This is a genomic window from Azospirillum brasilense (assembly GCF_007827815.1).
Classification (GTDB): domain Bacteria; phylum Pseudomonadota; class Alphaproteobacteria; order Azospirillales; family Azospirillaceae; genus Azospirillum; species Azospirillum brasilense_C.
The window spans coordinates 134,392-148,665 of the sequence record NZ_VITH01000002.1 but is presented as its reverse complement, the minus strand read 5'-3'; the positions used below and the strand labels follow the sequence as shown (position 1 = coordinate 148,665).

Annotated in this window: 14 protein-coding genes and 1 pseudogene; 2 read left to right on the top strand and 13 right to left on the bottom strand. The window is 65.7% G+C overall.

Annotation, left to right across the window (positions count from 1 at the left end; all coding sequences use genetic code 11):
• Positions 1–49 precede the first annotated feature (49 nt).
• From FBZ83_RS04595 to ihfB, 11 genes are all read right to left on the bottom strand, one after another.
• Positions 50–1,774, bottom strand: coding sequence for an ABC transporter permease (locus FBZ83_RS04595; protein ID WP_145681293.1), 1,725 nt, complete (start codon positions 1,772–1,774; stop codon positions 50–52).
• 131 nt (positions 1,775–1,905) lie between these two features.
• The gene (gene upp, locus FBZ83_RS04590; RefSeq protein WP_014239248.1) at positions 1,906–2,556 is read right to left on the bottom strand and encodes a uracil phosphoribosyltransferase; all 651 of its coding nucleotides are present in this window, start codon (positions 2,554–2,556) and stop codon (positions 1,906–1,908) included.
• A gap of 108 nt (positions 2,557–2,664) precedes the next feature.
• Positions 2,665–3,579: a diguanylate cyclase gene (locus tag FBZ83_RS04585; RefSeq protein WP_145681292.1), complete on the bottom strand. Its 915-nt coding sequence runs from the start codon at positions 3,577–3,579 to the stop codon at positions 2,665–2,667.
• A gap of 184 nt (positions 3,580–3,763) precedes the next feature.
• Positions 3,764–4,408 carry a phosphoribosylanthranilate isomerase gene (locus FBZ83_RS04580; RefSeq protein WP_109138558.1) on the bottom strand — a complete coding sequence of 215 codons (645 nt, stop codon included), beginning with the start codon at positions 4,406–4,408 and terminating at the stop codon, positions 3,764–3,766.
• 12 nt (positions 4,409–4,420) lie between these two features.
• Complete coding sequence (pyrF, locus tag FBZ83_RS04575) at positions 4,421–5,134, bottom strand: orotidine-5'-phosphate decarboxylase (RefSeq protein ID WP_145681291.1); 714 nt, start codon at positions 5,132–5,134, stop codon at positions 4,421–4,423.
• 261 nt (positions 5,135–5,395) lie between these two features.
• Positions 5,396–6,019 (bottom strand): hypothetical protein, encoded by a 624-nt coding sequence (locus FBZ83_RS04570; protein ID WP_145681290.1) that lies wholly within the window; start codon positions 6,017–6,019, stop codon positions 5,396–5,398.
• A 42-nt stretch (positions 6,020–6,061) separates the two neighbouring features.
• A complete protein-coding gene (locus tag FBZ83_RS31335) occupies positions 6,062–6,205 on the bottom strand; it encodes a hypothetical protein (RefSeq protein ID WP_162801180.1) in 144 nt (47 codons plus the stop codon).
• A gap of 100 nt (positions 6,206–6,305) precedes the next feature.
• Positions 6,306–7,418, bottom strand: coding sequence for an NAD(P)/FAD-dependent oxidoreductase (locus FBZ83_RS04565; protein ID WP_145681289.1), 1,113 nt, complete (start codon positions 7,416–7,418; stop codon positions 6,306–6,308).
• 14 nt (positions 7,419–7,432) lie between these two features.
• The gene (locus FBZ83_RS04560; protein ID WP_014239241.1) at positions 7,433–8,389 is read right to left on the bottom strand and encodes an ornithine cyclodeaminase family protein; all 957 of its coding nucleotides are present in this window, start codon (positions 8,387–8,389) and stop codon (positions 7,433–7,435) included.
• An 87-nt stretch (positions 8,390–8,476) separates the two neighbouring features.
• Complete coding sequence (locus FBZ83_RS04555) at positions 8,477–8,866, bottom strand: lipopolysaccharide assembly protein LapA domain-containing protein (protein ID WP_035671079.1); 390 nt, start codon at positions 8,864–8,866, stop codon at positions 8,477–8,479.
• Between the two features lie 88 nt (positions 8,867–8,954).
• Positions 8,955–9,239 (bottom strand): integration host factor subunit beta, encoded by a 285-nt coding sequence (ihfB, locus tag FBZ83_RS04550; protein ID WP_014239239.1) that lies wholly within the window; start codon positions 9,237–9,239, stop codon positions 8,955–8,957.
• A 275-nt stretch (positions 9,240–9,514) separates the two neighbouring features.
• Between ihfB and FBZ83_RS04545 the strand changes: the two genes are divergently transcribed.
• Positions 9,515–10,321, top strand: coding sequence for a DUF2189 domain-containing protein (locus FBZ83_RS04545; protein WP_145681288.1), 807 nt, complete (start codon positions 9,515–9,517; stop codon positions 10,319–10,321).
• 174 nt (positions 10,322–10,495) lie between these two features.
• Here the strand turns inward: FBZ83_RS04545 and FBZ83_RS32520 are convergent.
• Positions 10,496–10,636: pseudogene (locus tag FBZ83_RS32520) on the bottom strand (transposase); the annotation flags it as partial.
• A 509-nt stretch (positions 10,637–11,145) separates the two neighbouring features.
• Between FBZ83_RS32520 and FBZ83_RS04535 the strand changes: the two are divergent.
• On the top strand, positions 11,146–12,309 hold the full coding sequence (locus FBZ83_RS04535) for a hypothetical protein (protein WP_145681286.1): 1,164 nt from the start codon (positions 11,146–11,148) through the stop codon (positions 12,307–12,309).
• Positions 12,310–12,435: 126 nt separating this feature from the next.
• Here FBZ83_RS04535 and rpsA read toward each other — a convergent pair whose 3' ends face one another.
• Positions 12,436–14,142: a 30S ribosomal protein S1 gene (gene rpsA / locus FBZ83_RS04530; RefSeq protein WP_038525887.1), complete on the bottom strand. Its 1,707-nt coding sequence runs from the start codon at positions 14,140–14,142 to the stop codon at positions 12,436–12,438.
• Between the last annotated feature and the right edge of the window lie 132 nt (positions 14,143–14,274).

Genomic DNA, 14,274 nt, shown 5'->3' with positions numbered 1-14,274 from the left:
GGATAAAGCCCCAGCGCCGCTCAACACTGTTGCGGCGGGGGCAACAGCCTCACTCGTCGGTCTGGCCGGGGCGGGAGCGGCTGATGGACAGGCTGAGCAGGATCACCGGCACGATGCCGACCGCGACGATGGCCAGCGCCCCGGTGGCGGCCTCGGTCAGCCGCTCGTCGGAGGCCAGCGTGTAGACGCGCACGGCCAGCGTGTCGAAGTTGAAGGGCCGCACGATCATCGTCGCCGGCAGCTCCTTCATCACGTCCACGAAGACCAGCAGGCCGGCGGTCAGCAGGCTGCCCCACATGATCGGCGCGTGCACCCGGATCAGCGTCCGCCCCGCCGTGTGGCCGAGCACGCGCGAGGCGAAGTCCATCGTCGGGCGGATCTTGCCCAGGCTGGCCTCGATCGTGTTGAAGGACACCGCCAGGAAGCGCACCAGATAGGCGAACAGCACCGCCGCGATGGTGCCGCTCAGCAGCAGGCCGGTGGACACGCCGAAGGTCTGGCGCATGAAGGCGTCGACGGCGTTGTCGAGATGGGCGAAGGGAATCAGCACGCCGACCGCGATCACCGATCCGGGAATGGCGTAGCCCATGGCGGCGACGCGCACCGCGCCCTTGAGCAGCGGCGTCGGGCGCAGCCGCTGCCCGTAGGCCAGGACCAGCGCCAGCGACACCGCCAGCACCGCGGCCAGCGCCGCCAGTGTGAAGCTGTTGCGGGCCAGCGTCAGGAACACCGGCCCGAAGGCCTGATCCCCGGCGGTGACCGCCATGCGAACCAGCAGACCGGCGGGCAGCAGGAAGCCGAGCAGCAGCGGCAGCCCGCAGGCCGTCATGGCGGCGATGGCGCGCCAGCCCTTCAGCTCATGCTTGGGCAGGCGGCGGTAGCGAGTGGTGGTGTGGTGGTAGCGGGCCTGACGGCGCGACCAGCGCTCCATCAGCACCAGAACCAGGACGAACATCATCAGCACGGCGGCCAGCTGCGCCGCCGCCACCGGCTGCCCCATGGCGAACCACGTCCGGTAGATGCCGGTGACGAAGGTGTTTACGGCGAAATACTGCACGGTGCCGAAATCGGCCAGCACCTCCATCAGCACCAGCGCCAGACCGGCGACGATGCTGGGGCGGGCCAGAGGCAGCGCCACCGTGAAGAAGCTGCGCCACGGCCCGCGGCCGAGCGTGCGGCTGACCTCCAGCACGCAGACGGACTGTTCGAGAAAGGCGGCGCGCGACAGCAGATAGACGTACGGGTAGAGCACCAGCGTCATCATCAACGCCGCGCCTTCGAGCGTACGGATGTCCGGAAACCAGTAATCCCGGCGCGACCAGTGGAAAACCTCGCGCAGCGCGGTCTGCACCGGGCCGACGAACTGGAGCAGGTCGGTGTAGACGTAGGCCATGACATAGGCCGGCACCGCCATCGGCAGCAGCAGCGCCCATTCCAGCGTACGGCTGCCGGGGAACCGGCACATGGTGACCAGCCAGGCGGTGCCCACCCCGATGACCAGCGTGCCCACCCCCACCCCGAAGACGAGACGCACGGTGTTCAGCAGATACTCCGCCAGCACCGTGTCGACCAGATGCTGCCACACCCCGTCCGTCGGCACGAAGATCCGGCTGATCACCGCCAGCACCGGCAGGGTGACCAGCGCCGCGATCACCAGCGTCGCCAGCGTCCAACCGCTGAAACCGATGCGTTGCCAGAGGGAGGAATGGAAGCCGGCGGCCTGAACCGGGCCGCCCGGTGTCGGGCCGGGGGTTTGAAAGGTGTCCGTCGTCAAGGCCGGTTGCGCCCATAGGGATGTGTCGAACGGGAGCCCTATGGTCTCACACTGTGCGAATAACTCGCAATGACAACATGCCGCATCCCTTTCCCCTGACGGTATGACAGGGATGCGGCCACTGTTTGTGGTTACTTGGTGCCGAACATGCGGTCGCCCGCGTCGCCCAGGCCGGGGACGATGTAGGCGTTCTCGTCCAGATGGCTGTCGAGCGAGGCGGTGAAGACCTTCACCCGCGGGTGGGCGGCGGCGAAGACGCGCATGCCCTCGGGCGCCGCGACCAGCGCCATGAAGCGGATGTTCTCGTCGTCCACGCCGTGGCGGTTGAGCACGTCGCAGGCGTGGACCGCGGAATTGCCGGTCGCCAGCATCGGGTCCACCACGATGAACAGGCGGCCCTCCGCCTCCGGCAGCTTCACCAGATACTCGTGCGGCATCTTGGTGTCGTGGTCGCGGTAAAGGCCGATGTGCCCCTCGCGCGCCGACGGCACCAGCTCGTGCAGGCCCTGGGCCATGCCGAGGCCGGCGCGCAGCACCGGCACGATGGCCAGCTTCTTGCCGGCGATGACCGGCGCGTCCATGGGCTGGAGCGGCGTGTCGATCCGCTCGGTCGTCAAAGGCAGGTCGCGGGTGATCTCATAGCCCATCAGCAGCGAAATCTCGCGCAGCAGGGTGCGGAAACCGCCGGTGGAGCGTTCCTTGGCCCGCATCAGCGTCAGCTTGTGCTGGATCAGCGGGTGGTCGAGGATGAACAGATTGGGAAATTCGGTGTGGGTGCGCATGGATCTCGTGCCGCGGCCTGTCTAGACCCCGATCCTAACCCGGCGGACCCGCTTCGGCCAAGCCGCCCTTAAGCGATCCCGCCGGATGCACCGCTCGGGAGATGAAAATCAGCGGCGGTTGGGAAGCGCCGCCCGCCCCGACACAACCTCCGGCTGATCGACCCCGTAGCGGACCACCCGGTTGCGCCCGCTGTTCTTCGCCTGATAAAGGGCGCGGTCGGCGTGGACCACCATCTCCTCCACCGGCAGATCCTCACCGGCCTCGACCAGCCCGAAGGAGGCGGTGACCGCGATCCGCCGCCCGTCCGGCAGCGTCACCGGTGTCCGCGCCAACTCGCCGCGCAGCCGCTCGATGACCCGGAAGCCCTCGGCGATGCCGGTTTCCTTCAGGCAGATCAGGAACTCCTCGCCGCCCATGCGGAAGGCCTCGTCGAAGCTGCGGATGCCCCGGCTGATGGCGGCGGCGGTGGCGGCCAGGACGCGGTCGCCGATGTCGTGGCCGTAGGTGTCGTTGATGCCCTTGAAGCGGTCGATGTCGCAGATGGCGACGCAGAAGGCAGGGCCGTTGCGGCGGAAACGGTTGTGCTCGCGCTCCAGCGCCTCCTGCATGCCGCGGCGGGTGCGCAGGCCGGTCAGCGGGTCCAGCCCGCTCGCCGCCGCCCCGAAGGCGCGCTCGACCCGGCGCAGATGCAGGACGAACTCCTCGAAGCGGGCGATCACCCCCTCGTAATCGGCCTCGCTGGGGCTCTCGCCGCCGGCCGCCTTCAGCAGAAGCAGCTTGGCCTTGCGGTGCATCTGCTCATGCAGGGTGACCAGCTTCTCCACGGCGGGCTGGTGGGCCAGATCGTCGGCGTTGACCGCCACGCACCACGCCGCGAAGGAGGCCGGCGCCGACACCCGTTCGCCCCCCTGTCCACCGCGGAAGAAGACCGCGCGGTGCCATTGCCCGATCCAGCGCAGATGCTCGTCGAGGACGAGGCCGAGGCTGTCGGATGGCGAGCGTGTGTCGGACGAGTTGGTCATCGGGCTTGCACGGCTTCCCTTCGGACACATCCACCGGTCGCGGCCCATGGATGCCAACAGTATCGCACGAAGTCATACCCCGGGTCCGCAACCCGGTCGTGCGATTAAGTTGTGCCCGTCCGCCAAAAGGGAAAGCCCCGCGGCACCATCAAATTTTATTCAAATGCCTCACCGCGACGCGGCGTCACAACCCGGCCACGCTGTCGAGGAAGCGGCGGATCAGCTCCGGGTCCTTGTGGCCGGGACGGTCCTCCACCCCCGACGACACGTCGAGTGCTGTGGCGCCGGTGGTTCGCACGGCTTCCGCCGCGTTCTCCGGCTTCAGCCCGCCGGACAGCATCCAGGGCTTCGGCCAGCTCCGCCCGGCGAGCAGCGTCCAGTCGAAGGCGATGCCGTTGCCGCCCGGCAGGGCCGACACCTTGGCCGGCGGCTTGGCGTCGAACAGCAAACGGTCGGCGACCTCGGCGGCCTCCAGCGCGGCGGCCAGATCCTCGGGCCCGCCGACCTTGATCGCCTTCATCACCGGGATGTTGAAGGCCGCCTTCACCTCGGCGATGCGGCGCGGCGTCTCCTTGCCGTGGAGCTGGATCAGATCGAAGGGGACCTGACTGACCACATGCTCCAGGAAGTCGTTCTCCGGATCGACGAACAGCCCGACCGTGCGCACGCCGGTGGGGACCAGCCGGGCCAGCTCCGCCGCCATGGAGGGTGCGATGGAGCGGGGGCTCGGCGGGTAGAAGACGAAGCCGACGTAGCGCGCCCCGCCGGCCACGGCGGCGTGCAGCGACAGGGGCTCGGTGAGGCCGCAGATCTTGACGCTGACGGGCATGGGGGCGGGTCCTTACAGTTCCGAAACGATGCGGCGGGCGGCGGCTTCCGGATCGGCGTCGCCGGTGATCGGGCGGCCGATGACCAGATGGTCCGCCCCGGCGGCCAGCGCCTCGGCGGGGGTCATGACGCGCTTCTGGTCGTTGGCGGCGGCCCAGGCGGGGCGGATGCCCGGCACCATCAGGATGAAGTCCGGCCCGCAGGCCTCGCGGATCAGCGCCACCTCGGCGGGGGAGCAGACGACGCCGTCCACCCCCGACTCCTTGGCGAGCAGCGCCAGCCGCTTCACCTGATCGGCCACCGGGACGCTCTGCCCGACGGCCTGGAGGTCGGCGGCGTCCATGCTGGTCAGCACGGTGACGGCGAGGATCTTCGGACGGTTGGCACCCGCGCTGGCCGCGGCGTCCGCCGCCGCGCGCATCATCGCCGGGCCGCCGGAGGTGTGGATGGTCAGGAAGGCGGGCTTCAGCGGCAGCGCCGCCCGGATGCCGCCCGCCACCGTGTTGGGGATGTCGTGCAGCTTCAGGTCGAGGAACAGCGGCGGGCCATTCTCGCCAATCACCGAACGAATGCCCGCCGGACCATGGGCGATGAAGAACTCCAGCCCCAGCTTGATCCCGCCGACCACCCCCGCGATCCGCCGGCCGAGGTCGCGGGCGGTGTCGAGGTCGGTCGTGTCGACGGCGCAGAAGATGCGCGAGGCGGGCGCGATGCTGGGCGTGCTCATGGAAAAACGGCTCTCCGGACCCTGGACGATGGTGATGGCGCGCAGCCTAACAAGGGCCGGCGGCAATCACCAGACTTCCGGGGCCGGAGAGGGGGATGTTGCGCTCGATGCCCTCTCCCGCCCCGGGAGAGGGAGGGCCCCACGCGCCAGCGTGGGAGGGTGAGGGTGCGGCCAAAGAATCAGCGCGGGATCCTCGTCCGTACCCTCACCCGCCCGCTTCCGCGGGCACCCTCTCCCGGGACGGGAGAGGGATTGAACGCGTCAGTCGCGGTTCACGTCGACGCGCCCGGTCGGAGTCGCCGCTGGGGTAACCGTCGGCGTGGCCGCCGGAGCGCCCGCCGCCGGGTTGGCGCCCTGCGTGTTGACGCCCTGTGTATTGACGTCGCGCAGCGAGGCCGCGGCGGCGCGGCGGCGCTCCTCGGCGACCTGGGCGCTGTCGTAATCGGCGGCGGCGGCGTCATAGCCGCTCCAGCCGGCCTCGCGGTAGCCCTGCGCCCGGCCGGGGATGTTCACCGAGCCGTGGCGCTGCATGACGGCCAGCGCGGAATCGCACATCGACTCCTCGACCCGGCCGACCAGCAGGACACCGCCGCGGCGCACGCCCTCGGCGAAGACGTCAGCGTCCTCCCGCGTCACGCCGATGCCGGTCAGCATGGAGACGCGGCGGTCGCGGGCGTCGAAATTCGGGTCCTCCCCGAAATCGGCGGCGTGGCGCCAGCTTTCCAGCCGGTTCTCGGTGGCCAGACTGGCCGAGGAGCCCAGCTTCGCGCTGTCGGCGCCCATCATGGTGAAATCCTGCCGCAGATTGGCGGCTTCGAGTTCGCTCAGCGCGCGTTCGGCGCCGGACAGGTCGTCATACAGCGCGACAATGGTCTTCTTGTTCATGAACCCGCTCCTGTGCTGGTCCGATCCGGACGCGGTCCGGACTCAGAGGAAGAAATAGAGGAGGGCGAGGATCACCAGCACGACCAGCGCGATGACCCACCAGTTCATGGAGCCGGCCGCACCGCCCGTGGCCGTCCGGTTGCCGTCCGTGTCATAGACACCCACTTTGCGAGGTTCGTCGGCCATGGATGCGTCACTCCCTGTCGGTAAGGCTTCAGCCAACACAGGCTGATTGCCCTCTCAACAGGGGTGGAGCCGCACCGTTCCGCCGGTTCCGGGAGGGCGCTCAGCGCCCGGCGGCCCAATCCGGCAGTGCGGACGCCCGCGCCGGATCGGCTATGGCGCCCGCCAGCGCCTCGCCCAGTGCCGGGGCGAACTTGAAGCCGTGGCCGGAGCAGGCGCTCATCAGCCAGCAGCGGGCGGACAGCGGCTCGACCACGAAGCGCTCGTCGTCGGTCACCGTGTAGAAGCAGGTCGCCGCGTTGGCGAGGCTGTAGCGGTGGCCGTCCGCCAGCACCCGGCGGGCGCGGTCCAGCACGTCGCGCGCCTCGTCCGGATCGGGGTCGCGCTCGGTGTCCGGGTCGCCGACGCACGAGAAGCGGTGGTCGCCCGCCTTCATCGTCGTGCCGGCCACCGGGGGAACGACGTAGACCCCGCTTTCCCCGTCCGCGTCGATCAGCATCGGCGCCTTGGCCCAGACGCCGCGCAGCCCCTCCGGCGGCATCAGATAGGCCACGACCTGCCGCGACGGGGTCAGGCGCGCCGCCATCTCCGGCAGCAGCTTGGTCACCCAGGCCCCGGCGGCGACCACCAGCGCGTCGGCGCCGATGGTCCGGCGGTCGGCGAGCGTCACGGTGGCGCGCTCGGCGTCGATGGCCGTCACGGGGGCACGCGCGTGGACCGTCACCCCCAGCGCGTTCAGATGGTGGCTGAGCAGTTCCACGATGCGCCCGGCGAGCAGCACGCCGCCCGACTCCAGATGCAGCCCCTCTGCCACGGCGTTGGCGTCGACGAGCGGGAACTCCGCGGCGATCTGCGCCGGGGTCAGGCGGCGGACGGGATGGCCCAGCGACTCCAGAACCGCGACGCTGTCGGCCAGCCAGCGCCGCCCGTCCTCCGCCGAGGCGGTGCAGAGCGTGCCGCTTGGGATGAGCAGCCGCTCGCCCAGATCGGTCCACAGCCGCTCCCACGCCTGGACGGCGGTGTCGGCCATGCGGGCGTAGCCGGCGCTGGCGCCGTAGGCGTGGCGGAACAGCCGGTGCTGGTCGACGGAGCTGCCGAAGGGGTTGGGCACCTGGCCCTGGTCGAAGACCGCGACCTCGTGCCCGGCGCGGGCCAGCGCCCAGGCGGTGCACAGCCCCATGATGCCGGCGCCGACGACGGTGATGCGGAGAGTCATGATGGAAAAACGCCTCAGCGGATCGTGTCGTTGTGGATCACCATCTCCACCGCCAGCTGGGCCGCGCAGAGGTCCTCCAGCGCGGTGCCGACCGACTTGAACAGGGTGATCTGGTCGTAGAAGCGGCGCCCGGCGCGCTGGCCGCGGGTCAGGTCGTAGAGGTCGCCGGCGATGTCCGCGTCGGTCAGGATGCCGGCCTTCATCGGCTGGACGATGTCGCCCGCCTCCTTGCAGGCCCCCTCGCGGGTGTCCACGAAGACGCGGGAACGGCGGATGCAGTCGTCGTCCGCCTCGCGCATCTCCGGGGTGAAGCCGCCGACGAGGTCGAGATGGGCGCCCGGCTGAAGCCACTCGCCACGGATCAGCGGTTCCTTCGCCAGCGTGGCGCAGGAGATCACCTGAGCGCCGCGCACCGCCCCCTCCAGATCGGCCGTGGCCTCGATGCGAAATTTCGGGCGGTGGAAGCGGCTGGCCACCTTCTTCGCCTTCTCCAGGCTGCGGCCCCAGACCAACACATGCTTGATCGGCAGGACGGTGGCGAAGGCCTCGATCAGCTCGGGCGCCAGCGCCCCGGTGCCGACCATCAGCAGCCGCTCCGAGTCGGGCCGCGCAAGGTAGGAGGCGGCGAGCGCGGAGGCCGCCGCGGTGCGCCGCTTGGTGAGCGCGGTGCCGTCCAGAACCGCCTGGGGCATCCCCGTCTTGCCGTCCATCAGCAGGTAGAGGCCCTGCACCGCCGGCAGATCCTTCGCCCCGTTGTCGGGGAAGACGGTGACCACCTTGACGCCGATCGACTGGTTGACCTGCCACGCCGGCATCAGCAGCAGCGTGCCGTCGCTCTGGCCGTAGGTCTCGACCGTGTGGTGGTGCCGCATCGGCACCTCGACCCCGGCGCGGAAGGTCTGCCGCATGCGCTCGATCAGCATGCGGAAGTGCAGGACGGACTTCAGCTCGGCTCCGGTGACGGTGCGCATCGGCGGCTCCCTCCACAGGTCCGGCAAAGCGGAACCCCCTCCCGCCCCCCGGCCGGACGGGAGGCCGAAGGGGTTACCGGCGGGCGGTCAGTGGACCGTGGTCGCCGGCAGGGCGGCGCCGGACCCGGTCACCGCGGGCAGGCCGGCGGTGCCGGACAGCGGGCGGTTCATCTCGGCCAGACGCTTCTCCGCGGCGGCGGCGCGGGCCTGCGTCTCCTTCAACTCGCGCTCCAGGTAGGAGACGCGGTCGGAGGAGCGGCGGGCGCGGCGGCGGTAGCGGCGCTGGGCGTTCCAGGCGACGACGCCGCCGGCCAGGAAGCCGATCACCAGCGCCACCAGCGTGGCGAGGTAGACCGGAACCTCCAGCGTGAAGGGCAGCGGCCAGAGCGACAGCGTGACCAGGCCACGGTTGGAAATGGCGAACAGCACCGCGGCCAGCGCGATGGGAACGGCGATGATGAGGGCGATGAAACGCACGGGTGTGGTCCTCGTATCCATGATCGGGGGCCGGGGCGGGGCCGGGTCCGGGCCGACGACTCAGCGACGGGCTGTCAATGAACGGACATCATTCGTCGGTGTTCAAGCGCTCGCGCAACTGTTTTCCGGTCTTGAAGAACGGAATCGCCTTTTCACCCACCTCGACCGCTTCGCCGGTGCGCGGGTTCCGGCCGGTGCGGGCGTCGCGGCGCTTGACGGAGAAGGCGCCGAACCCGCGCAGCTCCACCCGGTCCCCACGGGCGAGCGCTTCGGAGATCTCGTCGAAGATGGTGCCGACGATCTTTTCGATGTCGCGCTGGTACAGATGCGGATTGCGCTCCGCGAGCCGTTGAATCAGCTCTGATTTGGTCATGGCGATTCCGTTTCCCCCGGTTCGAGCGCCCTTGCACCGCGCTCCTTGACCTGCGCGCAAGCGTGCCACCAGGTCCGATGACCGTCAAGCTAAGCCTTTCTGGCGGAACCCTTTTCCCGGCAACGCTCCGGCTTGCCCGACGGCCGCCGGGAAAAAGGACCGAAATGTGATTAATCCGTCTTACGGATTGCCTTTAAAGGCACCATTTCCGATGACATGGTAGGAACGGTCCCGGTCGCCGGATGCGGGTGAAGGGACGCGGTTGGAGGTTCGCCATGACGCACGCCCATCACACCGGCCCCGCCGACCCGCTGGCCGGCCTGCCCTACGCGGACCGCGTCCGCACCGTCACCACCGCGCAGGCGCTGGGCTGGCTGCGGGCGGGCTGGGCGGACCTGCGGGCGTCGGGCTGGGTCAGCCTCGCCTACGGCGCCCTGTTCGTCGCCATCGGATTCGCGCTGACCGGCGGGCTGGTCCTGGCGGGAATGGCCTATCTGATCGCGCCGATGATCGGCGCCTTCCTGCTGATCGCCCCGCTCCTGGCGCTCGGCCTCTACCGGATCTCCAAGGACGTCGAGGAGGGGCGGCGGCCCAGCCTGTGGCGGGCGCTGACCGCGTGGCGGGCCAACCCTTACCACATCCTGACCGCCGGCCTGATCCTGATGCTCTATGTGATGATCTGGGCGCGGATGAACGTGGTGGCCTTCGCCCTGTTCTTCCCGCACGAGGCCATCGCGCTCGATCATTTCGTGGCGCAGATGTTCAGCCTGGACGGTCTGGTCTTCACCGTCTTCATCACGGCGCTGGGCTTCGCCTTCGCCGCCTTCGCCTTCATCACCAACGTCACCGCACTGCCGATGATGATGGACCGCCCGGTGGACGTCTTCGCCGCGGCGCTGGCCTCGGCCATGGCGGTGCTGCGCAACCCGCGGGTCATGGCGCTGTGGGCCGGGCTGATCGTGCTGGTGACCGGCGCCGGGCTGCTGACCGGCTTCCTGGGCCTGATCGTCGCCCTGCCCCTGGTCGGGCACGCGAGCTGGCACGCCTACCGCGACCTCATCAAGGAGGACGAGGAGGGGTGAGGGGCCACAGCGTATCAGAAAAACGCCACGAGCAATGACAAAAGCCCTGTCCGCCAATCGACGGAAGAGCTTTTGCCACCCTACACATTTGTCCTCATCTGGCTTTGACCAGATTTTTCCCGTTCCCTCATCACTTTTGCGCCCATCTTTTTGGGAAGCGCAAGAGCGGTATCGCTAACTCACCTTGTTTCCGCACTCTTTGCATTTGTATTTCAGATCTCCTTTGATTTTCTTCTGCTCCGTTATCTTACTGCAATGCGGGCAATAGGACTCCTTGTGCTCCGGCCAGGCGGTCTCTGCTTTGTGTCCCATATCAGTCTCCTCATCTCTCGATTCATCTCAAAAGCCAACCATAGATATATCCAATCACACATCTGATGACCGACAGGCGGAATACTCCACGCCCGCCCTATCACTCCAACAGGTGTTCGATGTCGATATTCTCAGGCTGGCTAAACCGCGCTACGTTATCGGTTCAGGTCGTGTCTGATCTTGAGGATCGGCCCAATCAAAAACACCCACAGGAACGCAATGCAAAGGAGCATATCCAGCATATCTTTCCTCCATTTCAAATGGTTGGTTGTTTTTACCAAAACAGCGGTATCTGACCTTAGAAACACTCGCTTTTCTTGTTTTTATTACCAAATTATATAGTCCACCTCACTACCGAGGGATAGGATGATTTTTAGCTCAAACCGGGCTATAATTCGGCATCCGGTTTTTCTGGGGAGCGACACGGCGATCTGTGAACAGGTCGCCTTACAGCGCGCCGCATACCCCCTATCCGCGACACAAGAATGAATAAAAATGGAGGAATTTCAGAAATGATCCTGAGCACCTCGAGCAATAGGGGAAGAAAACCAAGCACAGTCAAGAGCAAGTATCTCGGCGACACCATTCGCGCCGAATTGTCCGTAAGAAATATTACCCAAAAACAGCTTTCAGAATACCTGAATTGTGACGAAAGAACATTACGAGCAAAATTGAATGGAAGCCAAGGATTTTCGTCATCAGATCTTGCAAAAATTGATGTCTTCTTTTCTTTTGTTAATGGATATTCAAGAAAAATTGCATATTATGGAGCGAACATATGCGCCCCCGGCCGTGTTCTTGTGTGCGGATTCACGGGAGCTGAAACAAGCCTAGCTATTTTATTTATCAACTCAGCACTGGGAATTTCCGGTGCAAGTGTTACAGGAATGGTGACGGTTATTGACCGAAACGACAACAAGATTTACTGTCACAAATGCCTGTTTCGCGGAATAATTAACGATGGATACATCCGCTCCATCTTACTGGAAACCGAAAACGGCAATGTGATCAGCGTCGGCGGGTACAATGCGTGCATCGAGCGCTATGCTTTGCAGAGCGCAATCGTTATGGTAGAAAATTGCAACGAGAAAGACATAAATCATATATTTTCTGAGGTTCCTTTGTTAACAATAATAATTTCTGACAATTTCCCCAGCATCCCTGAAAATTATAGAGAATTCAATACACTGACCTTTCGCATATTAAAGATAGGCTGCTTGGATAGCCTGTTGAATTTGGTGGATATTTCCCTCAATGCTGATGAAAATGATAGCAAGAGGATTGAATTGGCTTCTTCAGTGCTGAGAAGAGCGGCATACAGTGCATATTACAGAGAATCATCAAACAAAATATCCGACACCATACTCAGCAAAGCCGTTTCGAACTCAGACTTATCAAGCAAATTAATAGAGCTATCCTTGCCATTTTCACTGAACACTGAAGATGGATCAATACAGTTCATCAGGAAAATTTGCAAAAGATTCATGAGTTTCGAAAAAATATGCTACGATGTAATGATTTCCATATTATCCTCGGCAATTCAAATCAAAAATTACTACGGCATCCATGTTCCCGAGATAGAGATCATGTGCGAAAAAACAGATGCTCTGGGGAATGCTGAAAAAATCAAAGCAATGGACGCTCTCCTAAATCGCTATCTGGCAGACGCGCCATAATGAAGCGCGTCAAAAGGAAAAAGCTGCCGCGGGATGACCGCGGCGGCTTTTTCGTAACCAAGTGCGAGAGGCGGGCCCCCTCCCCGACCCTCCCCCGCTTGCGCAGGGGAGGGGGAGAGACATGCCTTACTCGTCGTTCTGCTGCTTGCGCTTCAGAGCCGCACCCAGGATGTCGCCCAGCGAGGCGCCCGAGTCGGACGAACCGTACTCGGCCATCGCCTGCTTCTCCTCCTCCATCTCGCGGGCCTTGATGGACAGCGAGATGCGGCGGGAGCCGCGGTCGATCTGGGTCACCTTCGCGTCGACCTTCTCGCCGACGGCGAAGCGGTCCGGACGCTGCTCCGAACGGTCGCGGGACAGGTCCGACTTGCGGATGAAGCCGGTGTAGCCCTCGCCGACCGTGACCTCGATGCCACCATCGGTGACCTGGGTGACGGTGCAGGTGACGACCTCGTTCTTCTTCAGGCCGGCCGTGGCAGCCTCGAACGGATCGTTCGCGAGCTGCTTGATGCCGAGGGAGATGCGCTCCTTCTCGACGTCGACGTCCAGGACCTTGACCTTGACGCGGTCGCCCTTCTTGTACTCGGCGATGGCCTCTTCACCCGACTTGTTCCAGTCGAGGTCGGACATGTGGACCATGCCGTCGATGTCGCCCGGCAGACCGACGAACAGACCGAACTCGGTGATGTTCTTGACCTCGCCTTCCAGCTCCGTGCCCGGGCCGAACTTGTCGAGGAAGGTCTCCCACGGGTTGTCCAGGCACTGCTTGAGGCCCAGGCTGATGCGGCGCTTCTGCGGATCGACGTCCAGGACCATGACCTCGACTTCCTGAGACGTCGACACGATCTTGCCCGGATGGACGTTCTTCTTCGTCCAGGACATCTCCGAGACGTGCACCAGGCCCTCGATCCCCGGCTCCAGCTCCACAAAGGCGCCGTAGTCGGTGATGTTGGTGACGCGACCCTTGAACCGCGAGCTGACCGGGTACTTGGCTTCGACGCCTTCCCACGGATCGGCTTCCAGCTGCTTCATGCCGAGGCTGATGCGCTGGGTCTCCGGGTTGAAGCGGATGACCTGGACCGTGACGGTCTGGCCGATCTGCAGGGCCTCGGACGGGTGGTTGATGCGGCGCCACGCGATGTCGGTGACGTGCAGCAGGCCGTCGACGCCACCCAGATCCACGAACGCGCCGTAGTCGGTGATGTTCTTGACCACACCCTGCAGAACCTGGCCTTCCTTGAGGTTGGCCACCAGCTCCGAACGGGCCTCGGCGCGGCTCTCTTCGAGAACGGCGCGGCGCGACACGACGATGTTGCCGCGCGAGCGGTCCATCTTCAGGATCTGGAACGGCTGCGGGGTGCCCAGCAGCGGGGAGATGTCGCGGACCGGACGGATGTCCACCTGCGAACCCGGCAGGAACGCCACGGCGCCCGACAGGTCGACGGTGAAGCCGCCCTTGACGCGGCCGAAGATGACGCCGGTGACGCGGGTCTGGTCCTGGAAGGACTTCTCCAGCAGCGCCCAGGCCTCTTCGCGCTTGGCCTTCTCACGCGACAGAACGGCTTCGCCGTTCTTGTCTTCCATGCGCTCCAGATACACCTCGACGGTGTCGCCCGCCTTCAGCTCGGGCGGCTGGCCGGCAACGGCGAATTCCTTCAGCGCGACGCGGCCTTCCGACTTCAGGCCGACGTCGATGGTGACCATGTCGTTCTCGACGGAGACGACGCGGCCCTTGACGACCGAGCCTTCGAGGGACTCGGCCGTGCCGAGCGACTCCTCGAGCAGAGCCGCAAAGCTTTCCTTCTCGCCGGTCCGGGCCATAGCTTGTGCCATTGAAACTCCTAAGGTTGGCCGAAAGCGATCCCGCCATGGTCCGTCCCGCGGCAAAACGGGCCGGCCCCCGATGGGACCACCGCGCCGGGCACCACGCCCGGCGACTTGGTTGACATATGTTCCGTTGGAGGG